The sequence below is a fragment of the Cycloclasticus sp. genome (assembly GCF_019090545.1).
GTDB classification, from domain to species: Bacteria; Pseudomonadota; Gammaproteobacteria; order Methylococcales; family Cycloclasticaceae; genus Cycloclasticus; species Cycloclasticus pugetii.
This window is the reverse complement of the sequence record NZ_JAHRVT010000053.1, coordinates 21475-37067: the sequence shown is the minus strand read 5'-3', so window position 1 is coordinate 37067 and position 15593 is coordinate 21475. Positions and strand designations below refer to the sequence as shown.

Sequence of the window (15593 nt, the reverse complement as noted above, 5' to 3'; positions counted from 1 at the left end):
TATTATGAAACCATCATGCCGTTAATCGCGGCATGATTAACTGGGAAAATAACTCCTAAGCAGGTTGTCCTAATTAGTGGAACCACTTCTCCCTAGGTGAACTAAGTTATTTGCATCGGGTCGATAGTTCAGTTCAATTTCATAGCCGTTTATATTTGCATAATGCAGGTTGTCGACTGTTTGAACTTTGGTGCCAAGGTCAGCGGTAGCTATAGGGATGCCAAATAGTGACAGGGTCGCGTCAGTTGCTAGGCCCTTTACGTCAATCAGGTTGTCGTACTCATTTCTAAATAACTTAAGGTCTACGGTGAGTGCATTATTAAAAAACAAACCATGGTAGCCTGCTTCGAGTGAGTCTACTGTTTCAGGGTCAAGCCCAGCTTTGGTTCGTAATAAAGGTTGATTCAATACCAGCCCCGGTATGCTAATAGACTCTATTGACGCATCGGCATTTAAATTATTTTCAACTAAGACTGGAGCTCTAATGGAATGAGAGGCAGAAAACCTAATACTTTGTGAAGGCGTTAGCAGGTAGTTTACTGCCAACCGTGGTGACAGATCATCACCTGATAATTGAGAATGCTCCCAAAGTGCGCCCATGTTGATAATTAAATTATGTTCGGGGCGCCACTCAACATTACTAAAGATGCGCTGAATAGAATTATCAAGTTTCTGTGTAGAGTTTTGTAAAAGAGGTAAATAGACACGATCGATTCTACTGCCAAGGCCCCAAGAAACGCGAACTTGATCATTAAAATGAAATTGATGCTCAAATTCCATATCATATCGATCAAAGTACTCGGTGAAGTCGAGACGACTAACGGAGCTCCCCATAAAGCCTAAACCTATATTGTTGGCATCAAAGAAAGTTGTAAATTTGTCTTTGTGTAGGTGTCTGGTATAGGAAGCTTGAGTAATAAACAGTTGATCATCAGGTGTTGAATGATCCCATTTAGCATGAATTGAATGCTGCGAGTCATCAGTGTTTCTAGGTGGGTCAAAAGGATCTAATAAAGTGCCAGGTGTATGTGTTTCCCTTAAGGTATTGATGATACCGAAATTCAATTGCAAGCTATCGAGATGAGTAATTTGGTAATCCAATCGCCCGGTCAGCGAGTCATGACGGCTATCGTCATCATTATTGGCGTAGCCGTTATCATCAATGTGTGAAGCGGAGAGTCTAACGTCGATATCTCCAAAGGAATGGCTACCAGTTAGGAGCGTGCGTTGATAGCCCCTTTCACCGAGCGTGCTTTTAACTTGAAAATCATTTGTTTGCACCGCATGTGATGTGGTGATATTGATGACTGCTTGGAATGCATTCGAACCAAAGGAGGAGCCGTTCGGACCACGGATAACTTCAATTCTTTCAATATCTTCCATCATGATAGGAAGATTTGACCAGTCAACACCACCAAAAAGGGGACTATAAACAGAGCGCCCATCAATTAATACTTGAACGCCTTGGGGGAATTCACCACTAAGCCCCTGATAAGCAACAACAGGTTCATTGCCACGAAAGTGAGCAACATGAAAGCCGGGTACTAATCTAAATAATTCGGGAATGGCTTTTGCCCCCGATAGTTTGATCAGTTGACGGTCAATGATGGTGATCGTTGCCGGTGCTTCGGTTTGTGGTTGTGCTAACCGAGTGGCAGATAAGACAATAGGAATCTCGGTATTAAAAAAAGATAAATCGTTTATCTCATTTGCAACGGCAAAAGGTGTGATGAAGGCAATATAAAAAGCGAATAAGAGATTTTTTCTAGCAAAAAGGGGGCTTTTAACTATCTTCATTAGGCAACTATTTTTTTATGTAATTTTTAAAAAAATTTTAGCATAAGTCGATGGCCTTAAGGACATAACTCAAAATTATTAGCTATGTCGTAAAGGTATGATAGTCTTCTGTGCCAATTTTTGTTTTAAAGAGAGTAAATGACTTACCCAACCATTGAAGATTTTGTTGGAAACACGCCGCTCGTCAGGTTACAGCGGATGGACTCAACAACAAATACTATTTTGTTGAAGCTTGAGGGTAATAACCCAGCAGGCTCTGTTAAAGATAGGCCTGCCATTAACATGATTCAACAAGCGGAGTTACGTGGTGATATTAAGCCTGGAGACCGTTTGATTGAAGCGACTAGCGGAAACACAGGCATCGCTTTGGCAATGGCTGCGGCTATTAAAGGCTACAAAATGACACTCATCATGCCAGATAACATGAGTGCAGAACGGCGTGCATCAATGAAGGCTTACGGGGCCGATATTGTTTTAACACCGGCCGCTGGCAGTATGGAGGCGGCGATCGATCTAGCAAGGCAGATGGAGCAGCAGGGCAAAGGCACGATTTTGGATCAATTTGCTAACCCAGATAACCCTTTATCGCACTATAACGGCACGGGACCTGAAATTTGGCGCGACACGTCAGGAGAGGTAACCCACTTTATTAGTTCAATGGGGACGACCGGAACGATTATGGGTACCTCAATGTACTTAAAAGAAAAAAATAATGATATTCAGGTGATTGGTGTTCAGCCGGAAGGTGATTCTAAAATTCCAGGAATCCGCCGTTGGCCTGAAGAGTATTTGCCAAAAATTTATGATCGTTCACGTGTTGACGACATTCTTGAAGTTAATCAGCAGCAAGCCGAACAGACAATGCGAGCCTTAGCGCAGCGAGAAGGCATTTTTTGTGGTGTCTCGTCTGGTGGGGCCACTCATGTTGCTTTAGAGCTTTCAAAGCGTTTAAGCCATGCAACAATTGTTGTTGTTATTTGTGACAGAGGTGACCGGTATATTTCGACAGGAGTTTTTCCGGATTAAATTTTGTTTAACGTTTAAAATGTAATGCTTATTTAATTTAACATAGAAAGATGGTTTTAAAAGCAACATGGCTAGACGTAGAAATAGAAGAAAGAACTTACCGCCTGAAACGGCAACAGCAACAATAGAATCGTTAGCCCACGATGGTCGCGGTGTGGCACATGTAGATGATAAGGCGGTTTTTATCGCAGGTGCGCTACCAGGCGAAGACGTTGTTTTTGAATACAGTAAAAAGAAAAAAGATTTTGCCGAAGGCCGTGTTACTGAGGTGTTAAAAGCATCTGACGACCGTGTTGAGCCGGGCTGCCAGCATTACAGTATTTGTGGTGGCTGTAGTTTTCAACACCTTGATCCTGAGAAACAAATTCTTGCCAAGCAAGGCATTTTGCTCGATCAGTTTAAAAGCATAGCTAAACTCGAAGATGTTGAGTTATGGCCTGCGTTAACAGGGCCTTTTTGGGGTTATCGTCACCGGGCGCGTTTAGGCGTGAAAGATGTCGTAAAAAAAGGCCGAGTGCTGGTAGGGTTTAGAGAAAAAGCCAGCCCTTTTTTGGCTGAAATTGAAAAATGTGAGGTGTTACATCCCTCAGTTGGGCAACGCCTAAAGGATTTGTCATCGTTGATTGGTAACTTATCGATTAAAGATAAAATTCCGCAGATCGAAGTGTCTATTTGCGATAGCCGAACAGCATTAGTTTTTAGAATTCTCGAGTCGTTAAGTGAAGAGGATATAGCGGTATTAAAACGTTTTGAAGTGTCTGCTGATGTAGATATTTATACCCAATCCAAAGGCCCAGATACCATTGTCCCATTAAGCGGTGAAAAAGCACCGCTCAGTTACCAATTGCCGAATAATGTAAGTTTGTTCTTTGGCCCTAGCGACTTTGTTCAAGTTAATGTTGATATTAATCGCTCTATGATTAATAGAGCGCTAGAAACACTAGCGTTAAATGAAAATGATAACGTGCTTGATCTATTTTGTGGTTTAGGAAACTTTACGCTACCAATGGCTCGAGTGGCAGGTCATGTAACCGGTGTTGAAGGCAGTGATGAGCTGATTATACGGGCAAAACAAAATGCCGATAAGAATGGCTTGGACAACGTGGATTTTTATACCGCTAATCTAATGGAAGCTGTCGCTGAGGAACCTTGGACGAAGAAAAAATACAATAAAGTATTAATTGACCCACCTCGTTTAGGCGCAAAAGAAATCCTACCTTATTTGCCAAAGTGGGGCGCTGAACAGGTGCTTTATGTGTCTTGTAACCCATCTACGCTTGCACGTGATTCAGCTATTTTAGTGAATGAATTAGGCTATACATTAAAAAAGGCCGGTGTCATGGATATGTTTCCGCATACCTCGCATGTCGAATCGATCGCGTTATTTGAAAAATAAATGAATCGCCCTAAACTGAACATAATAATCAGTATTAGCGATCAGTTATTAGCGTTATATGATAGTGATCGATTGATTAAGTCCTATCCGGTATGCACCGCAAAAAATGGTGCCGGTGAACTGTTTGGCAGTGAGTGTACCCCACGAGGGAAACATATCATTCGCGCAAAAATAGGTGCTGGTCAGTTGTCAGGCAGTGTGTTTGTAGGTCGCCGTTTTACAGGTGAAATTTACCAACATGGCTTTGCAAAAAGCCAGCCGAATAGAGACTGGATATTGACTAGAATTTTGTGGCTGTCTGGTTTAGAAAAAGGCAAAAATCGTTTAGGTCAGGTTGATACGATGCGGCGTTATATTTATATTCATGGTGCACCTGATGAACTGGTGACCTCTACACCCTCGTCACATGGATGTATTCGAATGTTAAATACAGATGTTATTGAGCTTTTTGATCGGGTATCGGTTGGGTCTAGTGTGTTAATTAATGAATAGTTTATTGAGAAACAAACTCAGTAAAAAAGACAGCTTCTACGCCTTCTTTTTTAGCGTATTTTTTTAGTGTGGTGTTTAGAACTTGCACTGCTCGGTTTTGTAATTCTATTTTATCGCTGCCGCTGGAAATATTTTCCACATAATTATTGCTTAGCAATACAATAAGTGCGTGGCGAATAGCAGGGTTATGAGCCTCTATCGACTCTTTTATTTCATCGTTACGTAGTTGTAATTGAATACTGGTGCGCAAATAATGATTGTCGCCCAATAGGTTTACAGTGAACTGAGGTGTCAGCGGTAGATAGATGGCTTCTGCAGAAGTTTCCTCATTGGCAACAGTGAAGGGGGAAATAAACATAAGGCCTAAAAGTAAAGCAACAAAACGCATAACAGCTCCAAATAACGATGTGTTTGATTTAAGAAAATTATATTGATAAGGATAGACTAAAAAAATGAAATCGCCTATGCCCCTTGGGCCTTTAATGATTGATATTGACAGTGTGGAATTATCGGCCGTTGATCGAGAGGTTCTTAAACACCCTCTAGTGGGCGGTGTTATCCTTTTTTCAAGGAATTATGACAGTATTGAACAAGTCTCAGTGCTTTGTGATGAAATTCATCGTTTAAGAGCAGAGCCGTTGTTGCTAGCTGTTGATCACGAAGGTGGGCGAGTGCAGCGCTTTAAAGAGGGGTTTACCCCCATCCCTTGTATGCAAATGTTAGGTGAGTGCTATCAGGAAGATAAGGAAAATGCTCTCAATTATGCGCGGCAAGTGGCTTGGTTAATGGCAATGGAATTGAGGCAGGTGGGAGTTGATTTTAGTTTTGCACCAGTGCTGGATATTGATTACGCTTGCAGCGATGTTATAGGCGATCGTGCGTTTTCGAGTGATAAAAAAATCGTTGCTGAGGTGGCTGAAGCATTCCAGCAAGGGCTGGCTGAAGCAGGCATGGCAAGCATCGGTAAGCATTTTCCTGGGCATGGTGCAGTAGCACCTGATTCTCATGTTGCGATTCCAATTGATGAGCGATCATTAGAAGACATTTTACAAGATGATGTGTACCCCTTTAGGCAGCTCATACAAGCAGGAATGAAAGGGATTATGCCGGCGCATGTGATTTATCAACAGGTTGATGAAATGCCAGCCGGTTTTTCTGAGTTTTGGTTGCAAACTATTTTGCGTCAGCAATTAGGCTTTCAAGGTGCTATATTCAGTGATGACCTGACCATGCAGGGTGCTAGTGTAGTTGGTGATATTGGGCAACGAGCGCAGCAGGCGTTAAAGGCGGGTGGCGATATGGCACTTATCTGTAATGATCGAACCGCAGCCGAACAGGTTATTGATCACTTAAATGGTGTTGAAATAAACACTAACTCTATCGAAAGGTTAAAAAAAATGCGACCGACAACAAGGCTTCCTGAAGGCCATCTTCAAGGTTCTTTAAAGTGGCAACAATGCCGAAAGATCATTGATGGGTTTAACTAAGCTGATGATGCCTTTAACAGAAATAGAGTGGGTAAAGAAAAACAGTATCTGTTTGTTGGATGGCGCAGCTGTAGAGCAGATGTACAATGCACTGGCCGTTGAAATTACTGAAGAATGTGGGGATAAGAACCCACTTATTCTTTGCGTTATGACCGGTGCAATTGTAGCCGTTGGTAGCTTAATACCTAAATTGGATTTCGCATTAGAAGTTGATTATATCCATGTGACACGTTACCACCGTGATCTGGTTGGGGGGCAACTTGAGTGGAAACAACTTCCCGCCACGCCGATACAAGGTCGAACAGTTATTATTGTTGATGATGTGTTGGATGAAGGTATCACAATGGCGCATATAAAAGCGTATTGCGAGGAACAAGGTGCTGTCTCTTGTTATACAGCTGTTTTAGTGGATAAAGATTTAAACAAGAAAAAGCCCTTGCGGGCTGATTTTGTTGGCTACCATAGTGGTAAGCAATATTTGTTTGGTTTAGGCATGGATTACAAAGGCTACCTAAGAAACATAAATGGTTTATATGCCTGCCCAGAAAATATTGAGGAACTAGTATGTCAAAGCTAGCGATTATTGGCGGCACTGGTTTAAGCAAACTTGTTAATTTGGAGCGTGTCCGTAAGCGAGTGGTTAAAACCCCCTATGGTGAACCTTCATCACCGATCACTTTTGGTGAATTAAATGGCGTTGATATTGTGTTTATGGCACGTCATGGGTATGGTCATAATATTCCACCACACAGAATTAATTACCGGGCAAATATGTGGGCCTTGAAAGAAGTGGGTGTAACGGATGTTGTTGCAATCGCTGCTGTTGGCGGTATTAATCGATCAATGCCACCCGCAAGTCTTGTTCTGCCAGATCAGTTAATTGACTATACATGGGGGCGAGCCTCAACGTACTTTGAGGATGATCTAGAGCACGTTACTCACATAGATTTTACAACCCCGTATTCGGTGGAGCTGAGAAAAAAAATAAAGCGCGCAATGTATAAAGCGGAAATCGCTGTTTTCGACAAAGCTGTTTACGCTTGTATGCAAGGCCCAAGGTTAGAAACGGCAGCCGAAATAATAAAATTAGAGCGCGATGGTTGTGATTTAGTTGGTATGACAGGCATGCCTGAAGCAGCGTTAGCTAGAGAGTTGGCACTAAATTATGCCTGCTGTGCTTTGGTGGTTAATTGGGCGGCAGGTTTAGAAGGTGGTGAAATTAGTATGCGAGACATAGAAGGCCATGCAGAAGCGGGCATGATCAAAGTGGAGCATTTATTGAAAGTGCTGGTATATGAAATGAAAGTGGATGAATAACGTATAATTCTGTTGGTCTTAACGAAAAATCATAATCATGGATATAAAAAAGTTTTATAAAATAGACGATCAAAAAGTTAGTTTTACAAGGCAGCAAGCCAGCCTTTTTGCTAAATCAGTAGCTGGTGACTTTAACCCATTGCATGATGTTGAGACAAAACGATTTTGTGTACCAGGGGATTTATTATTTGCGGTAGCGTTAACGGAATTAGGTGTTAGCCAATCAATGCGTTTTAGCTTTGAAAGCATGGTGACCGAGCAAACGGTTGTTACTTTGCCTGAGAAGCTGAGTGAGCAGTTTATTTTGTCTGATCAAAATAATAAGTCGATGATGACGGTTCAGTGTTCTGGGGAACAGAGCAACAACGATAAGTTTATTTCGAGTTTGATTGAGAAATATGTTCAATTCTCAGGTCGAACATTTCCAGAAATACTTATCGATTTAATGCAAAAGAAAGGGGTGATGATTAACCCTGCTCGGCCATTAATTATTTATAAAGATATGGTCATTGAAATTCATTCGTTTCTAGAAGGTTCATTGGATCTCGAGTTTTCTGGTGCGTCGATGCGTGTTGATGGTAAAAAAGGCAGTGTGAAGCTTGAATTTAATTTGTTTGTGGATGGTCAAGCCATAGGGCATGGTACAAAAGATATGGTGGTCAGCGGTTTGAGGCCTTTTGAACAATCGGCGATTGACAGCATTGTAGATGAATATAATGCGGTTAAATTAGCCTATGTGAGCTAGCTGTATCAGTTAACTTTTGTTGAGTGGGTTAATTAGGCGAGTCAATTTTTTTCACAATAGCCAAAATACCAAAACGCGGATGATCAAAATAGTGTGATTCATCCGTTTTTATTCGCCGAGTTTCTGTTAATCGGTATAAGGTAACAGGTTCATGAAAACGTTGTGAAAGATTGGTTTGAGTTATCGCTAACGAGTTCATCTCACTCAACTGCAAATCAATGTCTAGGTGTAAAAACCGTCCACGGTGAAAAGTAAGTGTCCCCTCAAGTTGTAAAGGCCCAGTTTGGTGGCTAATTTGTACAGGCTTCCGCTCGCCTTTTTGTTGAAGTGGTTGAACCCACCCCGCATGAGCGATGGGTGTATATGAGGATAGCTTTTCTAACCGATTATAAACGCCGTAAAGTTGTTGTTGGTTGGGTGCTAAAGGCTTAAAGGCTGTATTGCTAGATACATTGCTCAGCCTGATGGCATTGTCAGGTATTTTGAAGGCTGCGCTTGTCCAAGGCTCTAACGTTTGGTTACTCAATGATTTGTTTTCGAAAATGAGGTACTCAATACTGTACCAAGTGCTTGGCTGAGATGAGCTTTCATTGTCGGCAAACGCCTGAATGTTGTATGAAAGCACAATAAGAATTAAAGCATATGAAAATAATCGTGTTGCTGTCATGTTTATTACTTGCTCAATGCGATAGAGTTAATGAGGTCGAGTATAAACTCAACTTTCTCTTCAGTGGTATTAAGTTTTTTACTAAAACGTAATTTTTGAGGTCCATCCAATTTAAAAATTTGTGGTTGTGTTTGGATCAATTCAATTATTTTTGCAGGGTCTATCGATGGGGCATTTGAAAATATTAATCGCCCATTGGATTTGGCAAAATCAATTTTATCAATACCAATACGTTTAGCCTGTTGTTTTATCTCGCTGATACCAAAGAGGCATTTTGTGCTGTCTGGTAGAAGGCCAAAACGATCTATCATCTCGACTTGTAAGTCCCTTAGTTCTTCTGCATCATCTGCACTAGCAATTCGTTTGTACAACACAAGACGTGTGTGAACGTCCGGTAAATAATCATCGGGGATTAATGCGCTGGCAGACAGGTCTATTTCTGGTCCTGTTTCGATACGTTCTTCAAGTTCTGGTTGCTTACCTGATTTTATTGCGGCTACTGCGTTATCCAGTAACTCGGTATATAAGGTAAAGCCAATTTCTTGGATTTCCCCACTTTGGTTGTCGCCCAATAACTCACCCGCACCACGAATCTCCATATCGTGCGTTGATAAGGTAAAGCCAGCACCTAGGTCGGCACTGCTTTGGATTGCATCAATACGTTTTTTTGCATCTTTAGTCATAACACCTTCTGGCGGTACGATCATGTATGCGTATGCACGATGATGAGAGCGGCCAACCCGACCTCTTAATTGATGCAATTGAGATAAACCGAGTTTATCGGCGCGGTTAATAATAATGGTATTGGCATTGGGTAAATCAATACCATTTTCGATAATCGTCGTAGACACCAGTACGTTAAATCGGGCGTGATAAAAGTCGAGCATGATATGCTCTAATTCGCTTTCACGCATTTGCCCGTGTGCTTTTCGAATATTGGCGTCGGGTACTAGTTCTTCAATGTCACGAATAACCCTATCCATTGTAGCAATGTCGTTATGGAGAACGAACAGTTGACCGCCGCGTCTTATCTCACGTTGGCAGGCCTCTTGAATCAGTCCACTATTCCATTCAGATACAAAGGTTTCGATAGCATGTCTATTCGGTGGTGGTGTTGCAATGATGGAAATATCGCGTAATCCAGACATGGCTTGATTAAGTGTTCTGGGTATTGGGGTAGCGGTGAGTGTAAGCATGTCCACTTCAGAGCGCATGGATTTTAAATATTCTTTATGGCGCACGCCAAAGCGTTGTTCTTCATCAATAATCACTAAACCAAGGTTTTTGTAGGTTAATGATTTTTGTAATAATTTATGGGTACCAATAAGAATATCAACTTTCCCTTCGGCGGTATCAGCAATAATTTGATTTTGCTTTTTGCTGCTGACAAACCGTGAAAGTACTTCAATGCGAATGGGCCAATCGGCAAAACGGTCGGAAAAATTCTGATAATGCTGTTGAGCAAGTAAGGTGGTTGGCACTAAAACGGCAGTTTGGTAGTGATTATTGGCACAGGTGAAGGCCGCGCGCATAGCCACTTCTGTTTTACCAAACCCCACATCACCACAAACAACACGGTCCATTGGTTTAGCAAGGCTCATGTCATGTAGTGTTTGTTCAATAGCGGTTGCTTGATCTTCGGTTTCTTCGAACGGAAATGCACGGGCAAAGTTATCGTACTCGGTTGATTCAGTAACCATTGGGCGGCCAGGTTTGGCGGCGCGTCGAGCATGGATGTCTAATAATTCTGCGGCGACATCGCGTGCACGTTTCAGTGCTTTTTTGCGTGCTTTTTCCCACTGATCACTACCCAATCGGTGTAATGGGGCGCTATCCCCTTGGGTGCCCATGTATCGACCAATTAAATTAAGCGATGAAACAGGCACATAGAGTTTATCGCTATTGGCATATTCTAAGGTTAAAAATTCGGTTTCAATCTCGTCTACAACTAAGTGCTTCAAGCCGATGTATCGACCAACACCATGTTCTTGGTGAACAACAGGGGAGCCGATTTCAAGGTCGGCTAAGCTGTTAAATACATTTTCAAGTCGTTGGTTAGAGGAGGACCGTCTGCGTCTACGTTGTTGAACACGTGTGCCTAATAGGTTGTTTTCCGTAATGATGCTGACGGTAGAGGAGCTAAGGCCTTCATCTATCGGTGCAACGACAATGCAGGGGGATACATCGTTTTGAACAAACGTCGCCCAATCTTCAACGAGGGTAGGGCGTACATTTAGTTTTTGTAGTTGCTGACGCATTGATTCACGATGCCCCGCAGACTCCGCAACAAACAAAGTTTTATGTTTTTGTTTGTTTAATAAGTCTAATAAAGGGTGTGCCTGGTCATTTTTATCGGTATTGATTAAGGCTGTTTTTTCTGTTTCATGGATGTCACTTTGTAATGAAGCAGAGGGGTAGTTGGCCATTCTTTGTTGCAGGCTCTCTAAGTCGTGAAACAGTAATTCTGGGCGTAATGCCGGGCGATCAATATCACGTTGCCTGTGTTGAAATCGCTCAATGACCTGTGTGGCAAATGTTTCTCCAGCAGCTAAGATATCACCGTGCAATATGAGAGTGGCCTTCGGGATGTAATCAAAAAATGATTCGGTATGTTCTACAAATAAGGGCAAATAGTTTTCTATACCATTAGGGATATTACCTTTAGAGACTTGTTGATATAAGGTGTTCTTATCAGATACATTTGGGAACTGGTCTCTAAATTGTTGGCGGAAAAGTTGAATGCTTTTGTCATTAATAGGGAACTCTCTTGCGGGAAATAGTTGAATGGAGTCAACTTTATCAATGGAGCGTTGGGTTTCGGTGTCAAACGTACGGATGGACTCTACTTCATCATCAAACAAATCAATTCTATAGGGCTTTTTGCTGCCCATTGGGAACATGTCTAAAATAGCCCCTCGAACGGAGTATTCACCATATTCATGAACAGAGTGCACATTCTGGTAGCCTAATTTATCTAGATTTAGGCAGGTTTTTTCAATATTGAATTGTTGACCTGTTGAGAGTGAAAAGCACTCATTTAAAAGTTGATCACGTGGCGCTAGCCGTTGTAGTAAGCAAGCGGTGGTGACAATGAGTATGCCTTTATTTAGGCTTTGCAGTTTGTATAAAGTCGCTAGCCTTTCAGAAATAATTTCGCCTAGAGGAGAAAAGCTATCATAAGGTAAGACTTCCCAGTCTGGAAAATAAATAACCGGCAAAGGCGTGGTTAGAAAAAAAGGAACTTCTCGTTCTAATCTCAGTGCCGATTGGGTATCTGAACAAATAACCACCAGTAATTGCTCCGACTCCATTCCTGCGTTTGCGATGGTTAAGGCATCAGAGCATCCTTCGAATTTTCCCCAAGAAATGGATTGTGTGGATTTTGTAGGTAGGTTTGGCATAGCTGAGTAGACGTAAAAAATGGAAAAAATAAAAGAATTATTTTCTCATAAACAAAACAAGGGGTGTATTTCATTTGGCTTAAATAAAGCGCTAAGTGGAAATAGTTAGGTTGACTGGTTGAGACAGTGCCTTTTGATCATGCCAGCCAGTTAGTGGATGGTTAGCTTGTGTGTAATGTATAGAGTAGGGCTGTGTGTCTAATAAGAATAAGGGTTGTTATTGAGCACCTTAATCTAAAGCAAAGACGGTGAGACCACAGTGGTTATATGCTTTATGAAGGTTTTTCCGTGCAGGTGTAAAGTCAAATTACAATATAGGTAATTGATTTATAACTGACTTTAGCCTTTGCCGATTATTTTAAAGTGCTTTTTTGGGCTTGTTAACAACACTATGAATAACAAGGTTGTGTTCAAAATAAACAGAAAATTTGACATATTGCCATCGGGTAATCGGTGGTTCGCCAACAGTAGGGTATATTCTTATGGGGTTGCCAAATTGAGAGATCACGGTATCCATTGATTGCCCATTTTTGGGTCTCAATAAGCCGGCTGGCGTGTTCGCTGGTTCCTTGTTAATCACGTCAATAAGTAAAACGTCAGCATGAGTGATCAATGGTGTGAAACAAAAAATGCTGGCTAAAATGATTTTTTTAAACGTCATGTTGATATCCCTATATGTTTTCCAGCATTAATATATCACCTCTTGATGAAATGTTGATAATTCTCTAGACAGTAAGTTAGGTTTACAAATTAAATATATGATCTAATTCGCACCTATGTTTAAACCACTCGAAATTTTTATTGGCCTGCGTTATACACGAGCAAAACAACGTTCGGGGTTTATATCGTTTATTAGCATGACATCTATGCTGGGTGTCGCGCTAGGTGTGATGGCGCTAATTACAGTACTATCGGTGATGAACGGGTTTGAGGCGCAATTACGTGAAAAGATTTTAGGGATGGCGTCCCATGTTACCATTTCTGAATACTACAATGCATTGCAAGACTGGCAAGTCTTAGGTGATACATTAAGTGAAACTGATGATGTGGCTGGCTGGGCACCATTTGTAAGAGCGGAAGTAATGTTAAGTGCTAATCAACGAGTCAGCGGTAGCTTGTTAAGGGGTGTGTTACCCGGGCAAGAAGATCAAGTGTCTGATATTAACCAGAAAATGGTTGAAGGTCGTTTGGAATTATTAAAACCAAAGGAGTTTGGTATAGTCCTTGGGTCGGAATTAGCTCGTTATTTACGTGTGGGTGTGGGTGATAAAGTGACTGTCATCACACCACAAGTTACGCCAACGCCAGCAGGTATATTGCCTAGATTGCGTCGCTTTACGGTTGTCGGTGAGTTTGAAGTGGGCATGTATGAGTACGATCGAAATTTAGCCTTTATTCATCTTGATGATGGTTCAAAACTGTTACGTTTAAACAAAGGCGTGACAGGGGTTAGGGTGAAGTTGCATGACCTGTTTCAAGCGCCTGTTGTAACCGGCAAAATTGCGCAAACACTGACACCGAATTACAGTATTTCTAATTGGACGATGGAACACAGTAATTTCTTTAAGGCGATTAAAACTGAAAAGCGCGTGATGTTTATCATATTGATGTTAATTGTCGCTGTTGCGGCATTTAATATTGTGTCGACGTTAGTAATGGTCGTCACGGATAAACAGTCTGAAATTGCCATTTTAAGAACACTGGGGTTAACACCTCGCTCTGTGATGGGTGTGTTTATGGTTCAAGGTACATTAATTGGTCTGATTGGCACCCTTGTTGGCGTGGCTGCAGGTGTTGGTTTGGCGTTAAATGTTGAAATGATCGTGCATACCATTGAGCAATTCTTTCATGTTCAGTTCTTACCCGCTGATATCTATTACATTAGTGAGTTACCGTCAAAATTAGTTTGGTCGGATGTGACCACCATAGCGACGTATTCATTTTTATTATCTTTTGTTTCAACGCTTTACCCTGCTTGGCAGGCGTCACGAGTGAACCCTGCGGAGGCATTACGGTATGAATAATGACGTTTTTTTAAGTTGTTCAGGACTGACCAAAACGTTTGGTGAAAAAGACCTGATTGTACCTGTGCTCAAAGGGATTGATTTAAGCCTAAAGCAGGGCGATCGAGTTGCTATTATGGGGTCGTCCGGCTCGGGTAAAAGCACCTTGTTGCATTTGTTAGGGGGGCTAGATCAACCGACCTCAGGTGAAGTGATGATGAATGGCGTAAACCTGACCACACTCACAGAAGTGGAGCGTTCATCATTAAGAAATAAATGTTTAGGGTTTGTGTATCAGTTTCATCATTTGCTGGCAGAGTTTAGTGCCTTGGAAAATGTGGCGATGCCTTTGTTGATAGGTGGCGAGAGTGTTGCACTTGCCCAAGAAAAAGCAGACGAGATGCTCAAGCAGGTAGGCTTAGAAAGTAGGATAAAGCACCGTTATGGTGAATTGTCTGGTGGTGAACGGCAGCGTGTTGCTATTGCGCGTGCGTTAGTTACGCAACCAGCTTGTGTCTTGGCAGATGAGCCAACGGGTAATTTGGATAAAAAAACAGCCGAGCAAATTTATGAATTAATGTTGGAGTTGAATCAACGCCTCAATATTAGTTTGCTGTTAGTGACACATGATCATGAGTTAGCAAATAAAATGGATAGGGTTTTAACGCTTGATGATGGAATGCTTACGAGCTAACCATTTTTTGATAACAGCAAGTCTCCAAATAATACGAGCAAGAACATAGCCGACGGCAGATGTTGCAGAACCCAATATAAAACAACCAAGTAAAAAAGGCTTCCAGCTAGCCCCCAAAGTGTCGAGAATAAAGGCTACTGAAAATGAAAATTCATGGGCCTCTATTGGTACTTCCATAAGGGTCGCACCAACCGAGTATGCGGCATAAAAAAGAGGGGGCATGGTGACCGGGTTACTGACCCAAACGGTGGCAACAGAAACCGGTAGGTTAACCTGTAAAAAAATGGCTGCCGCTGCGGCAATTAACATTTGTGTGGGTAAGGGAATAAAAGCAATAAATAGACCTGTCGCAATCGCCCCTGCAAAAGAGCGGCGGTTAAGGTGCCACAAGTTTTGATTATGTAATAAGCTACCAAAGACCTTTAGGTGTTTGTGTTCCTTTATCGATGTATTGTTGGGGAAGTATTTTTTAATGAATCTTTTTGGCATGTGACGATAAAAACAGCTTAAATTTAAGATACCTTTGTTTGATTGGGCTTAATAATCAAGGGTGGAAAAGTCATAACGA

At 41.7% G+C, this 15593-nt stretch carries 15 protein-coding genes; 9 read left to right on the top strand and 6 right to left on the bottom strand.

Annotated elements, in window-relative coordinates:
- Positions 1 to 69: 69 nt before the first annotated feature.
- A complete protein-coding gene (locus KUG63_RS11500; RefSeq protein WP_287555408.1) occupies positions 70 to 1797 on the bottom strand; it encodes a TonB-dependent receptor plug domain-containing protein in 1728 nt (575 codons plus the stop codon).
- 138 nt (positions 1798 to 1935) lie between these two features.
- Here KUG63_RS11500 and cysM point away from each other — a divergent pair, with 138 nt between their 5' ends.
- The 3 genes from cysM to KUG63_RS11485 all read left to right on the top strand — a co-directional run bounded on the left by cysM (position 1936) and on the right by KUG63_RS11485 (position 4711).
- Complete coding sequence (gene cysM, locus KUG63_RS11495; protein WP_015005638.1) at positions 1936 to 2823, top strand: cysteine synthase CysM; 888 nt, start codon at positions 1936 to 1938, stop codon at positions 2821 to 2823.
- Between the two features lie 67 nt (positions 2824 to 2890).
- Complete coding sequence (rlmD, locus tag KUG63_RS11490) at positions 2891 to 4219, top strand: 23S rRNA (uracil(1939)-C(5))-methyltransferase RlmD (RefSeq protein ID WP_287555406.1); 1329 nt, start codon at positions 2891 to 2893, stop codon at positions 4217 to 4219.
- On the top strand, positions 4220 to 4711 hold the full coding sequence (locus KUG63_RS11485) for a L,D-transpeptidase (RefSeq protein WP_016389551.1): 492 nt from the start codon (positions 4220 to 4222) through the stop codon (positions 4709 to 4711).
- Position 4712: 1 nt separating this feature from the next.
- Here the strand turns inward: KUG63_RS11485 and fliL are convergent, their stop codons facing one another.
- Positions 4713 to 5099, bottom strand: a complete 387-nt coding sequence (gene fliL / locus KUG63_RS11480) for a flagellar basal body-associated protein FliL (protein ID WP_016389549.1) — start codon at positions 5097 to 5099, stop codon at positions 4713 to 4715.
- A 64-nt stretch (positions 5100 to 5163) separates the two neighbouring features.
- On the opposite strand from fliL, the gene nagZ reads away from it, so the two are divergent.
- From nagZ to KUG63_RS11460, 4 genes are read left to right on the top strand one after another with little or no spacing between them, the layout of a single operon-like run.
- Positions 5164 to 6198, top strand: a complete 1035-nt coding sequence (nagZ, locus tag KUG63_RS11475; protein WP_015005642.1) for a beta-N-acetylhexosaminidase — start codon at positions 5164 to 5166, stop codon at positions 6196 to 6198.
- On the top strand, positions 6185 to 6775 hold the full coding sequence (locus KUG63_RS11470; protein ID WP_287555405.1) for a hypoxanthine-guanine phosphoribosyltransferase: 591 nt from the start codon (positions 6185 to 6187) through the stop codon (positions 6773 to 6775). Before nagZ ends, KUG63_RS11470 begins: the two co-directional genes overlap by 14 nt.
- Positions 6763 to 7515 (top strand): S-methyl-5'-thioinosine phosphorylase, encoded by a 753-nt coding sequence (locus KUG63_RS11465; protein ID WP_015005644.1) that lies wholly within the window; start codon positions 6763 to 6765, stop codon positions 7513 to 7515. The genes KUG63_RS11470 and KUG63_RS11465 overlap by 13 nt, the downstream gene beginning before the upstream one ends.
- 37 nt (positions 7516 to 7552) lie before the next feature.
- A complete protein-coding gene (locus tag KUG63_RS11460) occupies positions 7553 to 8260 on the top strand; it encodes a DUF3581 family protein (protein WP_015005645.1) in 708 nt (235 codons plus the stop codon).
- A 28-nt stretch (positions 8261 to 8288) separates the two neighbouring features.
- Here KUG63_RS11460 and KUG63_RS11455 read toward each other — a convergent pair whose 3' ends face one another.
- The 3 genes from KUG63_RS11455 to KUG63_RS11445 form a co-directional block, all read right to left on the bottom strand.
- Positions 8289 to 8927, bottom strand: a complete 639-nt coding sequence (locus KUG63_RS11455; protein ID WP_020932759.1) for a CsiV family protein — start codon at positions 8925 to 8927, stop codon at positions 8289 to 8291.
- 5 nt (positions 8928 to 8932) lie between these two features.
- Complete coding sequence (gene mfd, locus KUG63_RS11450) at positions 8933 to 12328, bottom strand: transcription-repair coupling factor (RefSeq protein WP_084709545.1); 3396 nt, start codon at positions 12326 to 12328, stop codon at positions 8933 to 8935.
- A 358-nt stretch (positions 12329 to 12686) separates the two neighbouring features.
- On the bottom strand, positions 12687 to 12989 hold the full coding sequence (locus KUG63_RS11445) for a hypothetical protein (protein WP_015005648.1): 303 nt from the start codon (positions 12987 to 12989) through the stop codon (positions 12687 to 12689).
- A gap of 115 nt (positions 12990 to 13104) precedes the next feature.
- On the opposite strand from KUG63_RS11445, the gene KUG63_RS11440 reads away from it, so the two are divergent.
- Both KUG63_RS11440 and lolD read left to right on the top strand, forming a co-directional pair.
- On the top strand, positions 13105 to 14352 hold the full coding sequence (locus KUG63_RS11440) for a lipoprotein-releasing ABC transporter permease subunit (RefSeq protein ID WP_020162026.1): 1248 nt from the start codon (positions 13105 to 13107) through the stop codon (positions 14350 to 14352).
- Entirely contained in the window at positions 14345 to 15025 is a 681-nt protein-coding gene (gene lolD, locus KUG63_RS11435) for a lipoprotein-releasing ABC transporter ATP-binding protein LolD (protein ID WP_015005650.1), read from the top strand. The genes KUG63_RS11440 and lolD overlap by 8 nt, the downstream gene beginning before the upstream one ends.
- Here lolD and KUG63_RS11430 read toward each other — a convergent pair.
- Positions 14993 to 15514: a DUF2062 domain-containing protein gene (locus KUG63_RS11430; RefSeq protein WP_015005651.1), complete on the bottom strand. Its 522-nt coding sequence runs from the start codon at positions 15512 to 15514 to the stop codon at positions 14993 to 14995. The genes lolD and KUG63_RS11430 overlap by 33 nt on opposite strands.
- Positions 15515 to 15593: the final 79 nt, after the last annotated feature.

Coding starts and splice junctions, on each gene's coding strand:
- KUG63_RS11430 (WP_015005651.1), bottom strand. CDS start 15,514: ATGCCAAAAAGATTCATTAAAAAATACTTCCCCAACAATACATCGATA.
- cysM (WP_015005638.1), top strand. CDS start 1,936: ATGACTTACCCAACCATTGAAGATTTTGTTGGAAACACGCCGCTCGTC.
- KUG63_RS11470 (WP_287555405.1), top strand. CDS start 6,185: ATGGGTTTAACTAAGCTGATGATGCCTTTAACAGAAATAGAGTGGGTA.
- KUG63_RS11445 (WP_015005648.1), bottom strand. CDS start 12,989: ATGACGTTTAAAAAAATCATTTTAGCCAGCATTTTTTGTTTCACACCA.
- fliL (WP_016389549.1), bottom strand. CDS start 5,099: ATGCGTTTTGTTGCTTTACTTTTAGGCCTTATGTTTATTTCCCCCTTC.
- KUG63_RS11455 (WP_020932759.1), bottom strand. CDS start 8,927: ATGACAGCAACACGATTATTTTCATATGCTTTAATTCTTATTGTGCTT.
- rlmD (WP_287555406.1), top strand. CDS start 2,891: ATGGCTAGACGTAGAAATAGAAGAAAGAACTTACCGCCTGAAACGGCA.
- KUG63_RS11500 (WP_287555408.1), bottom strand. CDS start 1,797: ATGAAGATAGTTAAAAGCCCCCTTTTTGCTAGAAAAAATCTCTTATTC.
- KUG63_RS11460 (WP_015005645.1), top strand. CDS start 7,553: ATGGATATAAAAAAGTTTTATAAAATAGACGATCAAAAAGTTAGTTTT.
- KUG63_RS11440 (WP_020162026.1), top strand. CDS start 13,105: ATGTTTAAACCACTCGAAATTTTTATTGGCCTGCGTTATACACGAGCA.
- KUG63_RS11465 (WP_015005644.1), top strand. CDS start 6,763: ATGTCAAAGCTAGCGATTATTGGCGGCACTGGTTTAAGCAAACTTGTT.
- lolD (WP_015005650.1), top strand. CDS start 14,345: ATGAATAATGACGTTTTTTTAAGTTGTTCAGGACTGACCAAAACGTTT.
- KUG63_RS11485 (WP_016389551.1), top strand. CDS start 4,220: ATGAATCGCCCTAAACTGAACATAATAATCAGTATTAGCGATCAGTTA.
- nagZ (WP_015005642.1), top strand. CDS start 5,164: ATGAAATCGCCTATGCCCCTTGGGCCTTTAATGATTGATATTGACAGT.
- mfd (WP_084709545.1), bottom strand. CDS start 12,328: ATGCCAAACCTACCTACAAAATCCACACAATCCATTTCTTGGGGAAAA.